The following is a 20,561-nucleotide window of genomic DNA, read 5'->3' as shown; positions in this document are numbered from 1 at the left end:
GATAGTGCCCGCAAGTCCAGACACCCGAACCCCTGGATAGGAGGAAGGATGACTCGTCTGATCGTTTCCGGATTTCTCACGGCGTTCTGCGCCGCCGCCGTCTTTGCGCCTGCGACCGCAAGCGCCGGCCCTGCTGGGCTGACAGTTCCGACGGCCAAGAACGGCGTGGTGCAGGAGGTCGGCTGGCGCCGCCGCAATCGCGAGACGGTGGTCGATGCCCCGACAACGTCCGTTCGCACAAGCGATGCCGAGACCGATGTCCGCGCACCGTTTACGGATGTGAAGACAAGCCGCCGTGGCACCTGGGTGCGCGCGCCGTTCGTCAATCTGTTCGTGCCGAAGTAAGCGTCGCACAACAGGCATCAATGAGTTTCGAGAACGCGGGAGGTTTTCCTCCCGCGTTTTTGTTTTGTCTGCCCTATCGCCTAGCGGCTGCTTGAGGGCTTCTTGATTCGCGCTATCGCCGAGTGGCTACTTGAGGCTTCTTAATTCGCGCTATCGCCGAATGGCTACTTGAGCGCTAGACCAGCGCCGAGAGGGTGAGGCTTGCACCAGCGCAGATCGCCAGCGTCGTGAGAATGCCGAGCCGCGCACCGAAGATCAGAAGCGCGGCAAGACCTGCGAGAAGCGCGGCGTCCCACTGGAAGCTGGCAAGTTCGGGCATCCACAGCCGCAAGGGACCGGCATCCGTCGCCGTCACCGTCTTGAAGACGACGTGCAGCGCGAACCACAGACTCAAGTTCAAGATCACGCCGACCACGGCCGCTGTGACGCCCCGCAACGCGCCGGCGAGTTTCGGGTTGGCGCGCAGTTGCTCCACATAGGGTGCGCCCGTGAAAATCCACAAGAAGCACGGGGCGAAGGTGGCCCAAAGAGTCACGGCCGCACCCAAGAGGCCGTAGGCAAGCGCGGGCTCGCCCCCATGGCGATAGGCGCCGAGGAAGCCGACGAACTCTGTGACGAGGATCAACGGTCCGGGCGTCGTTTCCGCAAGTCCGAGCCCATCCAGCATCTCTGGGGCGCTCAGCCAGCCATAGGTCTCGACCGCCTGCTGCGCCATGTAGGCGAGCACCGCATAGGCGCCGCCGAACGTCACCACGGCGAGCTTCGAGAAGAATACGGACAGGTCCGTGAAGACCTCCGGAAACGCCAAGCTTACGGCGACGAGCGGTACGATCCACACGGCGAGCCAGGTGCTGGCCGTCCGTAGCGTCTGTCCAAGTGTGACAGGTTCGGTATCGAGTGCTGCCGTGTCGGCGCCCGGGATGCTTTCGGGCGCGAGGCGCGCCAGGAGATAGCCGGCCAGCGCCGCCGCGGCGACAATGATGGGGAACGGCACCGCGAAGAAGAAGATGGCGATGAAGGCGATCGCGGCGATCGCCCAGGCATGCACACCGTGAAGGGCGCGCTTGGCCACTTTCAGTAAGGCGTCGACGACGATCACCAGCACGGCGGCCTTGATGCCGACGAAAGCGGCTTCCACCACGGGCGCTTGGCCATACCAGGCATAGGCGATGGAAAGGGCCAGAACCACGGCGGCGCCGGGCAGGACAAAGAGCAGCCCGGCGGCGAGGCCACCCCGCGTGCCGTTCAGTCTCCAGCCCACATAGGTCGCCAGCTGCATCGCCTCGGGGCCCGGCAGCAGCATGCAGAAGTTCAGCGCGTGCAGGAATCGTTCGTGGCCGATCCAGCCGCGCTCCTCAACGAGCTCGCGGTGCATGAGCGCGATTTGCCCCGCGGGCCCGCCAAACGACGTGACGCCGATCTTCGTCCACACGGGCAGGGCTTCGCTCAATGACGGGGAGGGCGCGCGATTTGCCGGTGCGCTGGGCATGTCTCCAGGGCTGCTATTCATTCACTCGTCCTTTGGCTCCTCCTAGCAGGGGACGGGGCGATCGCCAAAAGCGGCGTTAGCCAGCCGGGCATTGGCGTGATACCCAGAATCGGCGGAGGGTACGCGACAGATATGACAGAGGCGCAGCTTATTCAGGTAACGGTGTTTTTGGCCGCTGCCGCCATTGCCGCGCCGTTGGGCCGCTATCTCGGCATCGGCGCGGTGCTCGGCTATCTCGCCGCCGGGGTGGTCATCGGGCCGTATGTGCTGGGGCCGCTCTACGCCCTGGACCACGTGGAAAAGGTCCTTGAGTTCGGCGAGTTCGGCGTCGTCCTGCTGTTGTTCGTGATCGGCCTCGAACTGCGTCCCGTGCGTCTGTGGGCCATGCGCTCGGCTATCTTCGGGCTCGGCGCGGCCCAGCTTGTCGTGACCGGCTTCGTCCTGGCCGCCATCGGCCTTGCCTTCGGGCTCGCGACCGGGCAGGCGCTTTTCATCGGCCTGGCGTTGTCGCTGTCGTCCACCGCCTTTGCCTTGCAGGTCCTGGAGGAGAAAGGCGAGCTCACGACCCGCCATGGACGGCTTGCCTTCTCGATCCTGCTGTTTCAGGACCTCGCCGCGATTCCGCTGATCGCGCTCGTGCCGCTGTTCGCGCTCGGTAGCGGCGAAGAGCCTCCGATGGATCTCGGCAGCGCGGGTCTTGCCATTCTGACCATTGCCGGCGTCATCGTCGTCGGCCGCTTTCTGTTGAGCCGGCTTTACCGGCTCGTGGCCAAGGTTGGGGTGCGCGAAGCCATGACGGCATCGGCACTTCTGACGGTGGTCGGGGTGGCGCTGCTGATGGAAGAGGTGGGGCTGTCCGCGGCACTGGGATCTTTCATCGCCGGCGCTCTCCTCGCCGACTCGGAATATCGCCATCAGATCGAGGCGGACATCGCGCCGTTCGAAGGTCTGCTGCTGGCCGTGTTCTTTATGGCCGTGGGCATGTCCATCGAGCTTTCGGTTCTGGTCGCCCGGCCGGGCGCGTTGCTTCTCATTGTGGCGGTGCTGATCGCCGTGAAGTTCGCAGTTCTGTTCGGGCTCGGCCGCTGGTGGGGATTGAAGACCGTGCAAGCGCGCCGGCTCGGGATCGTACTGAGCCAGGGCGGCGAGTTCGCCTTCGTTCTGTTTTCGGTAGGGATTGTCGAAGGAGCGATCGACCGCGACACGGCGGGGCTTCTCACCTTGGCGGTCACGCTTTCCATGGCGGCGACGCCGCTGCTCTTGCTTGCGGACGACATGGTCCGGCGGATAGGCAAGAGCACGGCGCCTGATTACGAGATTCCGCCGGAGGACGAGAAACACGTCATTATTGCCGGGTTTGGACGGTTCGGACAGATCGTCGCCCGCGTCCTGCGCGCCCGGCATATTCCGTTTACGGCACTCGACAAGTCCATTGCGCAGGTCGATTTCGTCAAGCGCTTCGGCGCCAAGATCTATTACGGGGATGCGGGCCGCATCGACATCCTGCGCGCGGCGGGCACCGATAAGGCCAGCGCCTTCGTGCTGGCCATCGACGATGTGGAGAATTCCCTACGCGTAGCGGAGATCGTCCGGGAGAATTTCCCCGACCTCCCCATCTATGCCCGCGCGCGAGACCGCATCCACGTCCACAAGCTCATGGATCTCGGCATTACCATCATCGAACGCGAGACCTTCCTGGCTGCGTTGACTCTGACGTCCGAACTCCTGCGCGGCCTTGGATTGAGGCCCAACGAAGCCAAACGTCTCATCGAAACCTTCAAGACCCACGACGAGGCGCGGCTCTTCAACGAGTACCAGGACTACACGGACCGGGAGAAGATGCGCGCGAACGCCCTGTCGGCCGCCGTGGAGTTGGAGGACCTGTTCGCGAAGGACATCGAAGCGTTGGAGAACGGCGGCGCTAGCGATGAGCGTTCAGATGATCGAGGATCATCTGGTTGAGCTTGCCCGGATGGGTGAACGGGCTCATATGGCCGGCGCCTTTGAGCGTCTTGAGTTCCACATTCGGGAGCGTCTTACTCAAGAGCTCGGTCACCGCGCGCGTCGGCGGGGGCGTTTTCGATCCCATGATCAGCAAGGTGGGGGCGGTGATCTCCGCATAGTCCATCGTCGTGCTGTTCGCATCGAGCGCGATCGAGAACTCGAGCGCGACTTTCGGGATCGTTGTGGCGATGGCGCTCTTGAAGCTCTCAGGCGCAATCCACCAGCGCCAGCGGCCGAGCCAATAGCTCATGAAGGCCCCGGCGGCCTTCTTGTCGTCTCCCTTGGCGACAGGGTCGAGAACGGCCACGCCCAGCTTCTCCACGTCCTGCCACTCGGGCAGATCTTCCAAGCGCAACAGGTGAAACGAGACGGGCTCGACCAGGGTGAGGCTTTTGACCTTGTCTTTTAGCGCGCGCGCCGCTTCGAGCGCCAGCGCCGCGCCGTAGGAATGCCCCACGAGATGGAGCGGCGCTTCGGCTGTTTCGGCGACCGCAAGCAACGCTTCGACATCCGCATCGATCGAGAACGGTTTTTCGGCAGGCCAGGGGCCGGTTTGTCCGTAGCCGATAAAATCGGGTGCAAGGACATGCCAGTGCTCCGCGAGCACTTCGATCAGCGGGGCCCATTCCTTGTGGGATGCGGCAGAGCAATGGCCGAGCAGCACCGTCGGACCTTCACCCTCGTCGAGATAGGCAATCTCCACATCGCCGGATTCCAGAATATTCACGCGCCGCCCCTCATCTGCCGCCCCGATCATTAGCGGGCAGGGCGATTCGCGTCTACCGCCGCAAGGAGTGGTCCCGCCACATGGGGGCGAGCCGCCCTAGTCGGCGGGTTCGAGCTCCGGCTCCTCGGCAGCGGCGGCGGCCTTCTGGACGGCCTTCTGCACCTTTTCGAAGGCGCGGACCTCAATCTGGCGGATGCGTTCGCGGCTGACGCCGAACTCGGTGGAGAGCTGCTCCAGGGTCAGCGGGTCTTCGGACAGGCGGCGCGCCTCGAACACGCGGCGCTCCCGCTCGTTCAACCCCTTGAGCGCGTCGTGCAGCATGCCGCGGCGCTGTTCCTGCTCCTCGGACTCGGCCAGCGCGGTTTCCTGATCGACCGCGGTGTCGTCCACGAGCCAATCCATCCACTCGCCGCTTTCCGCGTCGTTGCGCACCGGCGCATTGAGGGAGGAGTCGCCGCCGAGCCGGCGGTTCATGGACACGACGTCGTCTTCGCTGACGCCAAGCCGCGTCGCGATCTGCTTCACCTGATCGGGACGCAGATCGCCATCCTCCAGCGCCTTGAGCTGTCCCTTGATCTTGCGGAGATTGAAGAACAGCTTTTTCTGCGCCGCCGTGGTGCCCATCTTCACAAGGCTCCACGAACGCAGGATGTACTCCTGGATCGCCGCGCGGATCCACCACATGGCGTAGGTCGCCAAGCGGAAGCCCTTCTCGGGGTCGAAACGCTTCACGGCCTGCATCAGGCCCACGTTGCCTTCAGAGATCACTTCGCCGATCGGGAGGCCATAGCCGCGATAGCCCATGGCGATGCGCGCCACGAGCCGCAAATGGGACGTCACCAGTTCGTGCGCCGCATCGCGATCGCCATGCTCGCGCCAGCTCTTGGCAAGCATGTACTCCTGCTGCGGCTCCAGCATCGGAAACTGTCTAATTTCTTCTAGATAGCGCGTCAGTCCGCCATGCGCGCTGACGCTCGGTAAGCTCTTCGAGGCCATTGCTGTCTTCCCGGAACCCGTCTCCTGCAGGGACGCAACAGCCCCCGCGTCTTTCCTCATGTACGTCCCCCGGCCCGTCCGTCTATAGGACGTTTCATGCGTGCATGAAAGAGGGGCGCATCATCACAGTTGCTTGAATTGTCGCACAATCTCGGCGAGATCGTCAGGGAGATCACTGTTAAATTCCAGTAAGGTCCCTGTTGCCGGATGGACGAAGGACAGGTGCGCGGCATGAAGCGCCTGCCGGTCGAGCGACGTAATCGCGGCGGCCAAAGTTTCGGGCAGCGTCTTGAGCTTCGACTTGAAGCCGGCGCCGTAGAGGGGATCGCCCACGAGCGGGTGACCGTAGTGCGCCATGTGAACGCGCACCTGATGGGTCCGTCCGGTTTCAAGCGTGCATTCGATCAGCGAGGCGACGGCGTCCTTGCCCGTGCCGCCATAACTCTCGGCGAGACGCCATGCCGTGGCGGCGGAGCGGCCCTTGTCTTCCGGCACGACAGCCATCCGCGTGCGGCTCGTGGGGTGGCGGCCGATCGGGGCTTCGATGCGGCCGTGAGGACGGGAGGGCGCTCCCCACACAAGCGCGAGATAGCCGCGCGCCATCTCGCCCGTTCGTCCGTGGTCGGCGAATTGCTCGGCGAGCGCGCGATGGGCCCGGTCGTTCTTCGCCGCGACCATGAGCCCGCTCGTGTCCTTGTCGAGCCGGTGGACGATGCCGGGGCGCGCCACGCCGCCGATGCCCGAAAGGCTCTTGCCGCAATGGGCGAGAAGCGCGTTCACGAGCGTGCCGTCGGGTTGGCCTGCGCCCGGATGCACGACGAGCCCGGCAGGCTTGTCGATGACGATCACGTCCTCGTCCTCGTAGACGACATCGAGGGGGATCGCCTGCGGCTTCAGCTCCGTTTCGGCGGCCGGCGGCAGGGTGAGTTCGAAGCAGTCACCCTGTTTGACCCGATATTTCACGTCCTCTATGGTCGCGCCGCCCGAGGGGCCGACCGCGAACCGCACTTGCCCTTCACGGATCAACGCCTGGATGCGCGTGCGGCTCACATCGGGAAGCGCCTCGCTCAGAAACCGGTCGAGCCGCTGGCCGATCTGGGGTTCATCCACGGCGGCCAAACGCGCGGTCTCCGTCTCCAAAGGATCCTCGATGGCATCGAGGTCCGTGGCGGCGTCCAGGTCGGTCGAGGTATCTGTCTCAATCATTGTCGTGCGCGGCATGTTTCGGAGTCTGTCATAGGATGACAACGACGGTCGACCCAGAGAATTCGGCAGCCAAGACCACGCGGCCGGAAGATGAGCGCATCGAAGGCACGGTGTTTACGCCGCGCCAGGTGGGCATGCTCAAGATCGCCGTGGTGGTGATGGGCATCCTGCTCCTCGCTGGGTTCGCCGCCGTGATCGCGGGCCTGATCTACCAGGCTTCGAAGGTTGGGAAGAAGGTGCCCGCCGAAGCGACGGTGGCCGCGCCTCCGCCGGACCCAGTCGCAATGGAGCGGGCCGCTTCGAGTGCGCTGCAGGCCTTGAGCATTCCCGGCGATGGGGAGGTCGTGTCCATGTCGCTCGACGGGCAACGGCTCGCGCTCTACGTCCGCTCGCGCGAGGAAGCTGAGATCGTGGTCGTGGATCTCACGACGGGCAAGGTCGTTTCCCGCGTCAAGATCGACAAAGACGCGCCGCCCGCGCAATAAGCCTTGATCGCCGCGGGGAGCAGAACTATAGCTTCTCGTTCGTGCGCAGGGCCCGTTCGTCTAGTGGCCTAGGACGCCGCCCTCTCACGGCGGAAACAGGGGTTCGATTCCCCTACGGGCTGCCAGCGAAATCAATGGCTTAGCGCGTCATCACACAAAAGGTTGTAACTCGTCCGGGCGGCAGGTTGTAACTTTCTAGCCACCTTTGTTCCCCCGTAGCGCCTGCCGTCCCCGCACTCTCGCCTTGTCGGCGCTGCGCACCAGTGCCGCGCGCTTGGGGATGTATGTGTCCTGCAGCTTCTTCGAACGGGCGATCGAGTTGGCCATCTTCTGAGACAGTGCCAGCGGATCGACGTCGCCCGCGGTTGCCTCGACGGCGCCCGACCGGCGGAAGTCCATAAGCTTCCTGTCGTCGCCGGGGGCCTCGACATCGCGCACGGCCCGGAAGTCGCGAGACAGCGTGTCCTTAGTGTAAGGCGTGCCGGTGCGGTTCCGGAACAGCGGGGCCCCCGGCAATATCTCGATCGGCAGCGATGCGAGATAGGCTTCGATCAGTCGCCGGCTGCGCTTGCTGAGCGTGCCGACCGCCTCAATAGCGTCGGGGTCCGCGTCCTTCGTCTTCTCCCGATACTTCAGGAAGAACGCGCCGTCGCCGTCCTCGCCTCGATGCTCAGGCGCGAGTGTGCGACAATCGACAGGCGAGAATTGCGTGTCCCATGCCGTTGCCATGATGCAGGCTAGACCGTGGTGGCCCATGCGGATCGCGCGCTTGATGCGCCGGACGGCTTCGCCTTCCGAAAAGGTGGCGGTTCGCCCCTTCGGCGCCGAGTTGCGGATATTGCCGGACGGGTCCGCATTCTTCACGCAGAGCCCGTAGGACGCCAGCGGCTTCCAGAGCGCACGCCATGTCTTTGTTGCGAGCCACGCTTCGTGGAGACTGTGGTTCTGCAAGAGCCCCGCATACCAATCCTCGATATGCTCCGGTTCGACCGTGGCAGGGTCAACGTCGCCGAACACCGGCTTGATGCGCTTCCAGCCCCGCCACCAATTCTCCCGCGTCCGTTCCGCCTTCTCGCGCCAGGGGAGCGATTTCCGGTAGCGCCGGAAGCCCGCGCCGATGCTGCCCTCGGGATAGATCGTCAGGTCTTCGGCCTCTTCAACGGATAGCTTCGTGGTGGCCTGCGGGGACAGGGAATCCCCGGCCTGTACCGCCTTCCATTTGGCGTTCCAGCTTTCGGCTATTTTCCAAGCCTCGGGGCCGTCTGGTCCGCATCGGATATCGCTAAAGCCGAGCCGCTTCATGTACTTGTTGGGGCGCCAGTACCCGCTTTTTTTGCCCTTTGGCACCACATAGTACGGGATCTTCACGTTACCCACGCCTTATCCCCCCAAGACGGGCCGCTACTACGCTTCTAGCGTCCCGTGCTTGGGGTTGTGTCGTCAAGCCTAGATTGGCGTGCCGGGCGCTCTGCCAGGCGTCGATCGCGACTAGGTCGTACATCCCGGTCGTGGGGTCAGCCGGCGGGAAGCCACGCCTTTCGAGTTCCGGCAGCTTCGCCTCAAACTCCTTCAGATTGAGGTGCAGCAGCCGAGCCGCCTTCTCCGCCGGCGCGTCTCTCGGATCGACACGGAAGCGGAGCCTGGCGCTCATTTGACCTCCACGACTTCCACGCCACGTTCTCGGGCCTGGCGCACCATGTTGGCCGTGCCGCGGCCGCCGGGAAAAGCGATCACCAAGTCTGGCTTTCCCTCGTCCAGCATCTGCTTATTTCTGATCGGGCCTGCCGCGCGGCCGTGCTTGTTCCAGTCGGCAGCGAACGCTAGGATGGGAACGCCAACGGCAATTGCCCAGAAGCCAGCCAACGCATCCGCGCCCGTAGCATTCCCGTGAATCACTAGGCGTGGCCACCCGCGGTCTGCGGCTAGGTCTATCAGGGTGTTGGAAAATGTGGTTCGGTCGGCATAGTCCCGTCCGCCGCATATCAGCCAGCGTTCCACTATCCCGCCTCCTGGCCCGCAGCGGCCCCAGAATTAGCGAGACGGGCTTGCTTGCGTCGTCCTGCGCTGCGGCTGTATTTGGCCGCCTGCGACTTTAGAATTGAGGCGTAGCGACGGTCTGTGGCTTCACTCGCCTTTGACATCGCCTCTTCCGGTGTATCGCCCGTCTTCTGGTAGGTGAGTGTCGGTCGATCGGACCACTTCGCCTCCACGCGCCACTTCCCGTTCGCGAGTCTATGCGGCTCGGAGATCGTCACCACGGGGAGGGTTATGACTTGGGGCTCTACCGCCACGGGGCGCGCTCCAAAGTCTGGTAGTAGAAGCGTTGTAGGAACGATAGCGCGAACGGGTCATGCCCCTTGGCGTGCATCATGTAGGCCCACAAGGCTCGCCCCGTTCTTCCGTTACCGTCGAGATATGGATGCAACCGCTCGAACGCCAAGTGGACCTTCCACGGGCATTCGTTGCGGTTGGCCTTTTTGCAGATCGCTTGCAGGCGACGGACAATGTTTGGCCCACCTTCTGGGGCAATATAGTTGCCGACGCGGACGTTCATCCCGACGCGCTCACGTAACGGCTTCTGCGGTGCTACAACAGCCTGAAAATCACCGAGCGCTGTGGCGCTCACTTCGAACAGGTTTAGCAGCCGAAAGTGAGCGGCGATCTCTGCCTCAGTCGGATCGCGATAGATCCCCTCGATAGCATTGGACTCGCGGATGAAGTCAGTCAGTGACGCCATTCACCCTTCTCCCAATAGGTCTATGTTGCGCTTCTCTTTGGCGAAGTTCTTGATGAATAAGGCTGGGTATTCGTCGTCTGGGTTACAGGGACCATGCCAGAAAACACGCAACATCTCTTCCAGCAGCGCCCGCTCTATAAGGGGGCAGGTGGCTTCGATTACTTTTTCAACATCGCTCCGAACTGCTTTCATCGTTGCTTTGCAGCCGGGTCCGTCGCTGTCCAAGCCCTCAAGACCGTGCGCGAACATTCCAGGCTTGAGCACCTTGCATCCCGCCTCTACGAGTTCGTCTTGTTCTGCCGACATCGTTCTACGCCCCGGTCTCTGCTAGTGCGTCGGTGATCCGGTCAAGAAGGTATGTGTCTGCCGGGAGAACGTGAGCCGCAGCGTCGCTCAGCAAGGCTGTCAGCTTCTCTACCTGTGCCTTGAGTTCGTTTATCTCTTCTGCGTAGTCCAAGAGCTTCGGGGAAGCATGGTTTATAACCGAACGGAGTTGGTCCCGTTCTTCCTTGAGGGACTCGATGAGGCGTTCAGCGTCACCAACAATGGCGCGGACGTTTGCCTGTGCCTGCTGGTCGTAGCCGGTAGCAGAGTGGATGCGCAGCGAGCCCCCGTCGGGTTCCCCTGTCTCTAGCTGCTGTCGTAGGAGCTTGAGTTCTTCGAGGACGGTGCTGTCCTCCCCCTTGGCCGGGGTGGTGACGCTTGGTCCGAAGGCAACCAAAAATCCATCCAAACCCACGTTTGGCATGCTCTGGTCTTCTACAATCGGGAAGCCCATGAGCGTGGGGGAGTCATCCTTCGCGGCGTTTATTGGCGGTTGCCAGAGATAGTCGCCTTCCGAGTCTTTGAGCTTGCGGCAGGCTGCCATCGCAATGCGGTTCATGACCCAGCGTCCGTTTGGACGTTCAACTTGTTGCGCACCACAGACCATTGCAACCAGAGCCATGCCTGTACTCTTGCTGTCTAGTATTCGTACAACGTCATCGATGGTAAGGCTTGGTTCCGCCCCCACAGGCTCACCCATCCCCGCCTCCATTCTGGCTCTGGATGCGCTCAATATCGCGGATGCGATCTTCGTGGTCGCATAGACGCCAGATAATCAGCAGAACGAGCAATGCACCGATAACCCACCTAGCCGCTAGGAATACAAGTTCCATCTAGCTATCCTCCATCATTGCAAGCTTGGCGCGGAGCGTGGCGGAGAGAAGGGCGCGGGGTGCGGTTTTGGCTTCGCCCTTCTCGCAGGGGAACCCGTCTTCCTTGTCGCCTCGGCCTGAATACGGCATCGCCACGCGCGCTCGCGCGATGTAACCCGGCCTCCACTCCCCGCCGATCCAAGACACATCCCAGTTGATGCCTGGGAACAGCTTCTCTGTAAGCGCTACCGCTGCGTCTATGGAGGCGGAATATTTTGGGCATCGTCCGAACGCGAAGCGCCAACAGGCGTCTTTTCGGTTCGTCAGTCCGTTGGCCTCGGCTTGCGCCAACTTCGTTTCGTATTCGCGCTGTGCGCAGCCGTGGTCACTTGGCTCAAACAGTGCCCATATCGCCACGTCCAACTCAATATCCCGATCAGGCCCGCTTCCTGCTTCGACCTTCTCAATCAGATCTCGGATGAGTTCGGGGGATGTCTTGCCGGTCATTCGATGCCCCGATCTTTGGGTTGATGCTGTTGGACGGGGCGGCGTAGGCGCTCCCCTCGGTCGCCCTGACGCCATCGGTCCATCAATGTGTGGTAGTTGATGCCGAGAATTTCAGACCACTCTGCAATGGTTTTTCCGTCATCGCTGGCAGTTATGCGGCGGTTCCTGGACTGCTCTTTTCTTGTGACCCACCGGACGTTCCCTGGTGCGTATGGCCCGTTTGAATCGACCCGGTCCAATGTCAAACCATCTGGGCAAGGACCAACATGAGCGACGAACGACTGGAAGCCATTCTTAGCGCGCCACGCATCGCAGACGCATATCCCGCGACCGCCGTAATTTTGGTAATCCTTGTGGCTTGCGTTGTAGCAGCGGGCCAGCATTGCCCGGTATGCACTGAACTCGCGAGAAACGCGCCCCTGTCGAGCATGCCCGTGGCGGTAGTTGCCCTTGCTAGCGTGCATCTTCACAACGCCACATCTGTGCGAGCAAGTGCGCCGCTCGCGCCAACGGGTATTGCTGATCGCATATCCCAAGCCTGATCTGGCAAATCGGATGCCGCAGACCTCGCAAATTTTAGTCTCGTCGCTCAACAGAACCATCCATTCGTTTCTTCCACCCGCTCGCCTTGGTGCCGGGTAGGGGGCGCCCCTTGCGTGTCTTCGGCACGCCGAGCCTGTCGGCACGGATGCGATCGCACTTGGCAATGTCCTTGCGGTCTTGGCTGGTTTTCTCGCCGTGGCAATCCAGGTGCGCCGGCTTGTATTCCTCGAGCGTGTCCTTGCCGCTGATCGCCCGCGGGATCACATGATCCGCGTGCCAAGGCTCTTTCACCGCGTCGATCCGTTCGCCGCAGATGTGGCAGATCCCGTCCTCGCGAACGAAGATGTCCGCCTTCTGCTTTCGCGTAAGAGTTTTGCGCGGGGCTATGAGGTCGTAGGGGGTCACGCCGCCTGCCCAGCCTCCCTGTTCCCTGTGTCAGGGTCGACTCCGACGAGATCCCACACCCAACCGAGAACCTTCTCTTTCGACTCCGAAAAGGTCTTGCGGTCCATCGCTCGGTACGTCTGGCTCTTGGGGGTGCGGACGACGACAGCGGGACCGTTCACGGCCACAAGCGCGAACTCGTCCATGGGCCGAATGAATGCGGCCACGCGCCGCGCCTCTTCGTTGTCGGCGCACACGACAGAGCGTTGGTCGTAGTAGCCGGTCGATATCAAAGCCCGCTTGCGCAGGTGCTCGACCGTCGGGAAGTCGACGCCAATGTCTTCTGGAAGGTTCTGCCATGCGTCATGGAGCGCAGCGAAATAATGATTGTGGCTGTTGATCGACCGCTCTTGATGTTCGATCAGCGCGTATCGCTTGCCGTCTTCGAAGTGCTCCTGGCACCGCTTAAGCTGGTAGCTCGTTGCGGGGATGAAGGCGCCGTTCTTCCATAGGCACGCGACGGGGATCAGCATGGGCGGGGCTCCTGCAGTTGGCGCATCATCTCCCTGTGACTGACCAGCGGCGGTTCTTCTGCGCCGTACATCTTGCGAAGCTCCGCCAGTTTCTTGTCGGCCTCGACAAGGAACGCGGACACGTCCGTCTCCAGTGCGGACACAAGCGCGCCGTCGTATTTCACTCGCTGGATGTGGAGGCGCATGGCCTCGGGGAACGCGGGCGAGTATGAAACGAAGTCGCACCAAGCCCGTTCGCAGCACCGCATCTGCCATTGCATTTGCTTCACGTACTTGTCGGGGATTGTCTCACCGAGCAGCGTCGATAGGTGCTGCGCCGGTTGCGGGCACTTGATTTCGACAAGACCGTCGGCGCCGACAAGGCCATCAGGGCTCGCGTGCGTGCCGTCGATCGCCGGGTGAAGGACGAGGCCGCACAGTTCAACGTCGGCCCCAGTACGGAACTCGTAGGCGTCCCGCGCCTCTGGCTCGGTTTCGATCCCATGCAGCATCGCGGCGTTCTGGTAGGTGTCCTGCGGGATGCCGGTCAGCCGCTCGATAATGAGCGCCGCCATGCGGTTCGCGCGCGCGGCCCCCCAGCCGCTCTTGGTCTTGGCAACCGCCTCGTGTAGCGCCGACGCGCCAAGAGACCCGCAACGCGCGGCCTTCCACTCATCCGAGCCTTGTTCGAAGTCCAGCCGGTTCATTGTGCCTTCCCCCGCTTCGCTTCGAGGGCGTCAAGCGCCCGCTGGAATTGTGCCGCGGGGATGTCGGCAAGGCTCTCCACGCGCATGTACTTGCAGAACTTCTCGACGTCCGCGCCAACCTCGTCGGCAAGCTCTCTGAGCTTTGCCCGCTGTTCGTCCGTGACCTTCGGCCCCGCGCCCGCGGCGTTCCCATCGTCGTCGTCTTCGCCGACAGCGACGTTGAAAATCATCTTGAGCAGGTAGCGCATGCCGTAGGACATGGCGGACCCGACGGCGTGCGTCTTCGTCATCACGTCGCCGCCCTTGGCGCCCTTGCCATCGGCCGGCATGTCGACGTGATAGGTGCGGGTGTGGCCCTCGCATGAGACGTGGCACACGACGCGCACGTAGCTTTCTTGCGGCGCATCCCCGGTGTCGAAGCTGAGCGCAAAGCCGTGCTGCGTATAGATCGGTCGCAGAACCTTATCGAGCGCCGGATAGCTGGCGTACTTGCTGCGCGTTTGCGGGTTGGCCGCATCCGCCGCAATTGGACGGACGGCCTTCTGAACCGCGCTCATGGCCTCGTTGAACCGCTTGGCGTTGTCGTCGCGCTCCAGATCCCGGCGCATGTCCAGCAGGGCCCGCATCTTCTCCACGTCCACATTCGGATCGCTCGCGGCGCGGCTGATAACGTCCATGAGCCCAATTGCGGGATCGGCCGGCACTGGCGCTTGTGCCGCCTCGTGCACTCGCATCACTTCCTGCTTCTCGGCTAACTCAGTACCCATGCCGGATGTCCTTTCGTTGTGGCGCTGTTCTAATAGGTCGGCGCCGTCTTGGATGTATTGGGGGAGGGTCATGGCTTGTCTCTTTCGGCAAGCATCGCGTCGGCAATCTCGTAGGCAACCTGCGCGGCCTCAGAATACCCGCCTGTTTCGTGCACATTCGTCCAGTCGAACCCGAAGCCGAGCGCGTGCGTAGCGAACCAATCGCGAAGACTGATCTCACTTGGCGCTGCGACGGGCTCTGCCTTCTCTTTGCTTTGCGTTGTAGTGGTCACGGTTCTTCTTTCTCCATTCGGTATGGCTGTCATGGGAGCACTTTCTGCACCAAGCCTTGAGCCCGACTGCACGTGATTTATCGACTGCAAAATGTTCGCGAGACAGCACTCGGTCACACCGACCACATCGCTTGTGCCCATCTGGCACGTCGTAATAGCTATCGTCCGGGTGATGGGCGTGCCGCGTGTTGCAACCCAAACAAATAAGCCTAAGTTTGCCTGACCTGTCGTGCTGTAGCGTCACCTGAGTTGATGCCCCGTCGCTGCGAAGCCAGTTCATCTCACGCGAGCATCCGATACAGACGAAGGGCGAGGGGATCAGACTTTCGATCTCGTCGCGTGTGGGAACATATTTGCCGTCGCGCGTGGCTCTGGTCCGCATGGACGAAAAGCGGTAATGCATAGCGCACAGCAAAATTCGGCCCTGGCGGATATGTGAGGGGCGGTCACACCAAGCGCACGGCGCAGGTCCGCCGTCTTTCTTGCTCATGTCCCCGTCCTCGCGTAGAAGCGTGCATCGTCTTTGGCCTGACGTTCATGGTTCCATTCCCGGCGAAATTCGTTCCGCCAGTCAGGCCAACTCTCATCAAGGAATGGGCAGTCCCACTTCTGGTCTGGATCGTCCAAACACTCTCGGGTAATGTAGGTGTAGACCTCGGATACGAGCTTATCGTGGTCGATGACTTCCGAAGTAGCGCAGCAGAAGTTCAGGCAAACGACAGCGAGAGCCCGTCCCGAAATTCCATCCATCGTCGCGATGTCACGCACGCATTCTGCTAGCGAAAACCGATACCGTTCCCCGATAGGCTCAGGTCCATTGCCGGTTAGTTCGACAATCTCGTACATGTCTCCACGTTCCAGCATGTCGTGAAGGACACGGGCTTGGCTGCGGGGTGCGGGTTCGAGATAGGGGCTCATCGTTCAGCTTCCTTTCACGCAAAGGTGTGCGAACCAGAGGAAGACCACGCCGATGTAGGCAAATGGGTTGGCAATGCCGATGACGTAGTACATGAGCAAAATCGCGATCAGCAGTGTCATCGCTACTCGCCTTTCTCTGGAAATACGGGTGTCAAGCTGAAGCGGACGCTATGCCCGACATTCAATGGCCTGTCGGCTGGCCACACGAAACTTGCGACCATCGTGCCGTCCGGCATTTGCTCCCCGCCGGTCAAAGCTATTTCGATTGGCCACGGTTTCTGGACGGTCTCGCTCATCGGTCACTCGCCTTGTTGATTGCGTCGGACAGATCAGCGATGCCGTCGAATACGGGGACAGCTTCTTTTGCGTCCCTGGCTTCCTTCATGCGTTCGTGGAGTCCGGCTAGAACCTTCTGTGCGGCTTCCAGAAGATCGGGAGCCGCTGCGATCAGGCGGGCGTTGGCCTCGTAGTGAGGGCAGTCGGTTAGAACCGCCGTAACGGTCCAGGGACAATCGCTTACGATGTCTATGCCGGGCTCGACATAACCCGAACCGCTCTCGCTAATTCTCCAAGGTCCTGGAGTCGGTTTGGTCATGGCTGAACCCTTTCCGCGAACCCTCGTTTAATGGCTTCTGAGTGCCTGCTTCCACGCGATGTGCGACCGTGACGCCTCCGGTCGTCCGCGTTATCTTTGGCCGTTCCCCACGCCAGGTTGCTGGCTTCGTTATTCGTTTTGTTGCCGTCCATATGTCGGATTTCGTGTGCCTGCGATGGCCTGGGCGGCAGGAAAGCAGAGGCAACCAACCCGTGAACTGTTTTCCGCCTACGGCAGCCAGTCGACGTTTTCAGCCGCACGGTCGGGTAGCCGTAGGCGTTCAAATGCTGGATTAGAACGCGCTTGCCGTAGCCCCGCCAGTTGGTCCCGGTGGCGTACACGACACCATCGTCGGTCACGCTGTAGTCTGGCCACCCTGGGATTCCTCGCTCTTGTCCCATCACATTCTCCGTTTAGGTTGACCCCGGCCCCGTCGATTTGGGGAAAGCCGGAACCGGGGTCTTTGGGTTTTCTGACGCTTCGGACGTCAAAGGTGCGATCCCATTCGCTAAAGGCCCGCTGGATCGCTTGTGCGGTAAACAGCTTTCAAGAGGGGGCCGGTCGCTACTCCGGCGAATGGTGAAGGCACCCAACTCTCCGTCACCGACCTGGGGTCGCTAACCCCCACTGGAATGCGTGTCTCCTGGCTCGACCGGGATAACCCCAATCCATCAGCCTGCGGTTTTCCACGCCGCCCCTCATGAAAACTGTCTCAACTCGTTCAATCTCCAAAAAAGAAGGGCCGGGACTTACGCTCTACACTGAATGAATCCCGGCCCCAGCTAGGGTGAGACCCGATGGTCTGGGTCTCGGGAGGAACTCTCCTAAGCGGCCTCCGTAGAGGCGGCCATTGCATCCAATTCGCGATGACGTTCGCGGTGGTGTTTCGGGCAAAGCCACATCACGTCGAGCGGCTTCGAATAATCGTCGTGGTGCGCGTGAACCTTCTCAGCGCCGCACCGCTCGCATGGTTGGCGCTCTAAGCGGCCTGCCTTCAATGCGTTCTCGACTGTCTTCTGGGCGCGCCGCTTTTCGGGGTTGTTCTGCTCCCATTGGCGAGAGCGTGTATCTGGAGTTGTCTTGATGCTCCTGCGGGCGTTGCCCAGCGCGCTGGCACACTTGCGGGAACACACCGACGTGCGGTCGCTACGGTCCCTGTCGCGCTCGAACTCATCACCGCATACCGGACAGACAAATTTCACGATCCAACCTCCGTTCGCTCCCCGTTACTGAGGATGGGATTTATCCTAATGGGAACAATCCCACCCGTCAAGCACAAAAATGGGAACAATCCCATTTTGTCGTCGGAGATGGGAAATGTCCCCAGAATCGGCAGCTTTTCTGCGGTGTGGACTACATATCCAGAAGGGTGCGGCGGACGCGACCGACAACCGTAGGCTTGCTGTCTTCCGTCACGTAGATGGGCTCGTGCTCGGCATTCGTGGAGACAGGCTCCCATCGGGCCGGATCTGGCCTGTACCGCTTATAGGTTGCGTCCCCGCTTTCTCCGTCTGTAATGACGTAGCAGGCATTGGCGATAAGCCTCTTATCCTTGCGGTCCACCAAGATAACGCTCTCTGGGGGCGAAATCCGGTCCATCGAATCGCCCTGGACGCGCAAAGCTATCCAGTCTCCGCGAGTGTCAAAGTCTTGATGAATATAGCCTAATACGTCTTCCGGGTCCACAATCGTGCGAGGCTGGGCGAGTGCCCCGGCGCTGATCCACGAGATTACGGGAATGCGTCCGTCTTCACGGCCCTCGATTAGCCACATGAGCGGCACGCGGAAGAATGCGGCAACCTTCTGGAGAGTATCAACCCTAGGGTCGGTCACTTTCTCCCTTAGGTCACGGAACCCTGTCTCATTTAGTCCCGCTGCCTTGGACGCGGCTTTCAGGTTCCCGCCTTCCGCCAAAAGCCGGTCTGTTAGCTCGATTACCCTGTCGCGCCATGTCCTATTCATAATGGGATTTTGCCCATCCAAGGAATTTCATGCACGTGGGATCGCTCCCATTGACAGATGGGAACAATCCCATTAGGGTTTGCGTCGATGTTTACAAACGAACAAGACGTGCTCCGCGAGATCGAAGCCTACACGAAGGCGAAAGGCATGGCCGAAAGCACCTTCGGGCGGCTCGCGGCTAATGACGGCAAGCTGGTTGATAGCCTGCGCGGCGGCAGCACGGTGACGCTCAAGACGCTTCGAAAAATCCAAGCCTACATCGAAGGAAACCCTATCAAGGTGGTCGGTGAGCCTGTTGTGGAGGCGTCATCAGAATGAGACTGACGCTCAAGAACAGGGATACGAAGATAGGCAACCTGTATTTCTTGCAGGTGACGCCGTTTGGTCCTGTGAAAATCGGTTGGACTAGCGGCGTTGTCTACTACCGGATGAAGCAGCTTCAATATGCGTCGCCACATGAACTTAAGTGGCTCGGCGCAAAGGAAGCGACTCAGCGAGCGGAAGAATCGGCCCACAAATTGCTGGCCGAGTATTGCATACGTAGCGAGTGGTTTCATCCGACGCCCGAAGTAATGAACTTCATTACTGAGACAGTTGGTGACTTCGATGAAGCGGCATATGTCGAGCACCATTTTCCTAAGTCTCTTTGTGATGCCGTTGGTTCGTTTAGGAGTGAGCATGGCTGGGATCGCCTAGTCAAAGCCACTGGCCTTACCTCATACGACATATGGAAATGGAGGGACCGCCGTCGCGTCCTTCCGCAAGAGACGTTGGCCGTGATTGCTGATGTCTTAAGTGCGGAGTCGAGCACATGACCTCACTCCACCAATTCCGACAGACAGTAGGCAATCCCGATTGCGCCGCACCGCGGCTGCACGAGGTTCAGCCTTTCGAATTTCAAGATGACCATGTCGCCGTTTCTCTCGGTTCCTTTGAAGGCGCCGGGGTCGACTGCGTTTGTTGAGTGAGTACCGCCCTTGAGTGAGGGGGCGGAGGGACAAGGCGCGCCACCTGAGCGCGGGGAAGCTTCTCCGTTTGGCTGCACTTTGTCCCTCCTGGTTAGTGAGCGCCGGCAACGCAAGTACGTGTTTCCGACGTGTGTTCAGTAAAGCGTGGGGGTGAGTTGATGTCCCTGCTAATCAGCCATTTGTGCGGTGCGGTAAGTTTGACAATTTTGCAGGAGGACGGCCATGAGCGCGTCGTTGCCGCTGCTAAGCCCTTCATCGAAGGCGAGAAAATCAAAGACAGGATATGCCGCGCGGCAATCGCGCTGCGGCGTCCGTACTACTTCGTCGAGAAAGCGTATTACCGGAAGATCGGGGCTTACGAGTACGCGGACCTCTACAACGCATCGCTCGAATGGCAGGACAGGCGCGCGGCTGAGTTTGAGAAAACAGCCTCGGCGGAAGATCGGGAACGCCTCGGGCTTTACGTCGTTCGATCAGAGCAACCCATCCAGCCAATCTCACGCGCTGAGATCGACTTGGCTAAGGCCATCGTCAAGATGCGCAAAGCGGGCTAGCCGCCCCTCACGGGGGCGCGGATGACGACGAACCGTTCCTCGGAAGAGTTGGCGATGCGCGACCTCGCTACGAAGTGGGGCAGGGCGCGTTGGCCTGGGTGCCGCGTCGTGCACGAGCTCGTCGTGAACGAGTGCCGGATCGACATGGCCTTCATCCAGAAGGACCACATCGCCGGGCTCGAATTGAAATCAAGCCGCGACGTTCTTGACCGCCTCGAAAATCAGGTCAAAACGTTCAGCGCTGTGCTGCCGGAACTTTGGGTCGGGATCGCGCCGAAGTGGTGTGACGAGGTCTCAGCCCATACGAGATACCAGACCGGCCTCGTCTGTTTTGATGTCGAGAACGGTGAGACCCGCTCGGCATGCCCATATCGAAACCACGCGGAGGTAGACCGCACAATCACCGTTCCGCTGATCGACCTGCTGTGGCGTGACGAGACAGCATCGATCGCGCACCGAATGTGCGTCCCGATCAAGAAGCGCGAAGCGATGTGCCGCATCGTTCCATTGCTGGTGCGCAAGCTGACCGGCGACGAGATCGTGCGCGAGGTTTGTCGTGAACTTCGTGGCCGAAACGCCTTCCCGGAACGGCCCAAGTCTGACGCACCAATTCTGGAGGCCGCATGACCTCCTCCATCCTCAACGAGATTCTAGTCATTGGCTTGGCCATAGCCTGGCTCTTGGTGCCGTTGCACGCACCGTCCAGCACCCATGCCAAGGGCCTGCAGTTTTCCATCACCAGTAAAT

General features: G+C 61.3%; 28 protein-coding genes and 1 tRNA gene. 8 read left to right on the top strand and 21 right to left on the bottom strand.

All coding sequences use genetic code 11. The features are described from left to right. Positions 1-48: 48 nt before the first annotated feature. A complete protein-coding gene (locus GL4_RS14260; RefSeq protein WP_045368495.1) occupies positions 49-345 on the top strand; it encodes a hypothetical protein in 297 nt (98 codons plus the stop codon). A 175-nt stretch (positions 346-520) separates the two neighbouring features. Here GL4_RS14260 and chrA read toward each other — a convergent pair whose 3' ends face one another. Beyond that, the gene (gene chrA / locus GL4_RS14255) at positions 521-1,855 is read right to left on the bottom strand and encodes a chromate efflux transporter (protein ID WP_082025684.1); all 1,335 of its coding nucleotides are present in this window, start codon (positions 1,853-1,855) and stop codon (positions 521-523) included. Between the two features lie 111 nt (positions 1,856-1,966). Between chrA and GL4_RS14250 the strand changes: the two genes are divergently transcribed. Next, on the top strand, positions 1,967-3,796 hold the full coding sequence (locus tag GL4_RS14250; protein WP_045368490.1) for a monovalent cation:proton antiporter-2 (CPA2) family protein: 1,830 nt from the start codon (positions 1,967-1,969) through the stop codon (positions 3,794-3,796). On the opposite strand, the gene GL4_RS14245 is transcribed toward GL4_RS14250, so the two are convergent. The 3 genes from GL4_RS14245 to GL4_RS14235 form a co-directional block, all read right to left on the bottom strand. Next, a complete protein-coding gene (locus tag GL4_RS14245; RefSeq protein WP_172653367.1) occupies positions 3,756-4,565 on the bottom strand; it encodes an alpha/beta fold hydrolase in 810 nt (269 codons plus the stop codon). The genes GL4_RS14250 and GL4_RS14245 overlap by 41 nt on opposite strands. A gap of 96 nt (positions 4,566-4,661) precedes the next feature. Then, the gene (rpoH, locus tag GL4_RS14240) at positions 4,662-5,561 is read right to left on the bottom strand and encodes an RNA polymerase sigma factor RpoH (protein ID WP_045368485.1); all 900 of its coding nucleotides are present in this window, start codon (positions 5,559-5,561) and stop codon (positions 4,662-4,664) included. Between the two features lie 123 nt (positions 5,562-5,684). Then, complete coding sequence (locus GL4_RS14235) at positions 5,685-6,767, bottom strand: RluA family pseudouridine synthase (protein ID WP_172653366.1); 1,083 nt, start codon at positions 6,765-6,767, stop codon at positions 5,685-5,687. Between the two features lie 35 nt (positions 6,768-6,802). Between GL4_RS14235 and GL4_RS14230 the strand changes: the two genes are divergently transcribed. Continuing rightward, a complete protein-coding gene (locus GL4_RS14230; RefSeq protein WP_045368482.1) occupies positions 6,803-7,252 on the top strand; it encodes a hypothetical protein in 450 nt (149 codons plus the stop codon). Positions 7,253-7,301: 49 nt separating this feature from the next. After that, positions 7,302-7,377 (top strand) — tRNA-Glu (locus GL4_RS14225). Positions 7,378-7,447: 70 nt separating this feature from the next. Here the strand turns inward: GL4_RS14225 and GL4_RS14220 are convergent. The 17 genes from GL4_RS14220 to GL4_RS14130 form a co-directional block, all read right to left on the bottom strand. Continuing rightward, positions 7,448-8,629: a hypothetical protein gene (locus GL4_RS14220; RefSeq protein WP_156137633.1), complete on the bottom strand. Its 1,182-nt coding sequence runs from the start codon at positions 8,627-8,629 to the stop codon at positions 7,448-7,450. After that, positions 8,622-8,903 carry a hypothetical protein gene (locus GL4_RS17790; protein ID WP_045368477.1) on the bottom strand — a complete coding sequence of 94 codons (282 nt, stop codon included), beginning with the start codon at positions 8,901-8,903 and terminating at the stop codon, positions 8,622-8,624. The genes GL4_RS14220 and GL4_RS17790 overlap by 8 nt, the downstream gene beginning before the upstream one ends. Next, on the bottom strand, positions 8,900-9,250 hold the full coding sequence (locus tag GL4_RS14210; RefSeq protein ID WP_045368476.1) for an SLOG family protein: 351 nt from the start codon (positions 9,248-9,250) through the stop codon (positions 8,900-8,902). Before GL4_RS14210 ends, GL4_RS17790 begins: the two co-directional genes overlap by 4 nt. 283 nt (positions 9,251-9,533) lie before the next feature. Beyond that, positions 9,534-9,989, bottom strand: coding sequence for a Fic family protein (locus GL4_RS14200; RefSeq protein ID WP_045368472.1), 456 nt, complete (start codon positions 9,987-9,989; stop codon positions 9,534-9,536). Continuing rightward, positions 9,990-10,295, bottom strand: a complete 306-nt coding sequence (locus GL4_RS14195; RefSeq protein ID WP_045368470.1) for a hypothetical protein — start codon at positions 10,293-10,295, stop codon at positions 9,990-9,992. It lies immediately after the preceding gene. 4 nt (positions 10,296-10,299) lie between these two features. Further along, positions 10,300-10,920, bottom strand: a complete 621-nt coding sequence (locus GL4_RS14190) for a phage major capsid protein (protein WP_244462722.1) — start codon at positions 10,918-10,920, stop codon at positions 10,300-10,302. A gap of 226 nt (positions 10,921-11,146) precedes the next feature. Continuing rightward, on the bottom strand, positions 11,147-11,632 hold the full coding sequence (locus GL4_RS14185; protein ID WP_045368465.1) for a hypothetical protein: 486 nt from the start codon (positions 11,630-11,632) through the stop codon (positions 11,147-11,149). A 576-nt stretch (positions 11,633-12,208) separates the two neighbouring features. Then, on the bottom strand, positions 12,209-12,580 hold the full coding sequence (locus tag GL4_RS14175) for an HNH endonuclease (protein ID WP_052464589.1): 372 nt from the start codon (positions 12,578-12,580) through the stop codon (positions 12,209-12,211). Further along, complete coding sequence (locus tag GL4_RS14170; RefSeq protein WP_045368462.1) at positions 12,577-13,092, bottom strand: hypothetical protein; 516 nt, start codon at positions 13,090-13,092, stop codon at positions 12,577-12,579. The genes GL4_RS14175 and GL4_RS14170 overlap by 4 nt, the downstream gene beginning before the upstream one ends. Further along, positions 13,086-13,778 (bottom strand): lambda exonuclease family protein, encoded by a 693-nt coding sequence (locus tag GL4_RS14165; protein WP_082025682.1) that lies wholly within the window; start codon positions 13,776-13,778, stop codon positions 13,086-13,088. The genes GL4_RS14170 and GL4_RS14165 overlap by 7 nt, the downstream gene beginning before the upstream one ends. Beyond that, on the bottom strand, positions 13,775-14,617 hold the full coding sequence (locus GL4_RS14160; RefSeq protein WP_082025681.1) for an ERF family protein: 843 nt from the start codon (positions 14,615-14,617) through the stop codon (positions 13,775-13,777). Before GL4_RS14160 ends, GL4_RS14165 begins: the two co-directional genes overlap by 4 nt. After that, positions 14,614-14,817 carry a hypothetical protein gene (locus GL4_RS14155; RefSeq protein WP_045368460.1) on the bottom strand — a complete coding sequence of 68 codons (204 nt, stop codon included), beginning with the start codon at positions 14,815-14,817 and terminating at the stop codon, positions 14,614-14,616. The genes GL4_RS14160 and GL4_RS14155 overlap by 4 nt, the downstream gene beginning before the upstream one ends. A gap of 486 nt (positions 14,818-15,303) precedes the next feature. Beyond that, positions 15,304-15,735, bottom strand: a complete 432-nt coding sequence (locus GL4_RS14150; protein WP_045368457.1) for a hypothetical protein — start codon at positions 15,733-15,735, stop codon at positions 15,304-15,306. Between the two features lie 292 nt (positions 15,736-16,027). Continuing rightward, positions 16,028-16,330 (bottom strand): hypothetical protein, encoded by a 303-nt coding sequence (locus GL4_RS16945; protein WP_052464586.1) that lies wholly within the window; start codon positions 16,328-16,330, stop codon positions 16,028-16,030. Beyond that, entirely contained in the window at positions 16,327-16,731 is a 405-nt protein-coding gene (locus GL4_RS18280) for an HNH endonuclease (RefSeq protein WP_082025680.1), read from the bottom strand. The genes GL4_RS16945 and GL4_RS18280 overlap by 4 nt, the downstream gene beginning before the upstream one ends. Before the next feature lie 423 nt (positions 16,732-17,154). Next, positions 17,155-17,532, bottom strand: coding sequence for a hypothetical protein (locus tag GL4_RS17275; protein ID WP_156137632.1), 378 nt, complete (start codon positions 17,530-17,532; stop codon positions 17,155-17,157). 151 nt (positions 17,533-17,683) lie between these two features. Beyond that, on the bottom strand, positions 17,684-18,292 hold the full coding sequence (locus GL4_RS14130) for a S24 family peptidase (RefSeq protein WP_045368456.1): 609 nt from the start codon (positions 18,290-18,292) through the stop codon (positions 17,684-17,686). Between the two features lie 108 nt (positions 18,293-18,400). Here GL4_RS14130 and GL4_RS14125 point away from each other — a divergent pair, with 108 nt between their 5' ends. The 4 genes from GL4_RS14125 (at position 18,401) to GL4_RS14110 (ending at position 20,441) form a co-directional block, all read left to right on the top strand. Continuing rightward, positions 18,401-18,610, top strand: coding sequence for a hypothetical protein (locus GL4_RS14125; protein ID WP_172653363.1), 210 nt, complete (start codon positions 18,401-18,403; stop codon positions 18,608-18,610). Then, positions 18,607-19,107 (top strand): GIY-YIG nuclease family protein, encoded by a 501-nt coding sequence (locus GL4_RS14120; RefSeq protein ID WP_045368451.1) that lies wholly within the window; start codon positions 18,607-18,609, stop codon positions 19,105-19,107. The genes GL4_RS14125 and GL4_RS14120 overlap by 4 nt, the downstream gene beginning before the upstream one ends. 311 nt (positions 19,108-19,418) lie before the next feature. Next, positions 19,419-19,814, top strand: a complete 396-nt coding sequence (locus GL4_RS14115; RefSeq protein WP_045368449.1) for a hypothetical protein — start codon at positions 19,419-19,421, stop codon at positions 19,812-19,814. A gap of 144 nt (positions 19,815-19,958) precedes the next feature. Next, on the top strand, positions 19,959-20,441 hold the full coding sequence (locus GL4_RS14110) for a hypothetical protein (RefSeq protein WP_244462627.1): 483 nt from the start codon (positions 19,959-19,961) through the stop codon (positions 20,439-20,441). Positions 20,442-20,561: the final 120 nt, after the last annotated feature.

Origin of the sequence: Methyloceanibacter caenitepidi (genome assembly GCF_000828475.1) — a bacterium.
Taxonomy (GTDB): Bacteria; Pseudomonadota; Alphaproteobacteria; order Rhizobiales; family Methyloligellaceae; genus Methyloceanibacter; species Methyloceanibacter caenitepidi.
The sequence above is the reverse complement of the archived record's forward strand: the minus strand, read 5'-3'. Positions and strand labels throughout refer to the sequence as shown.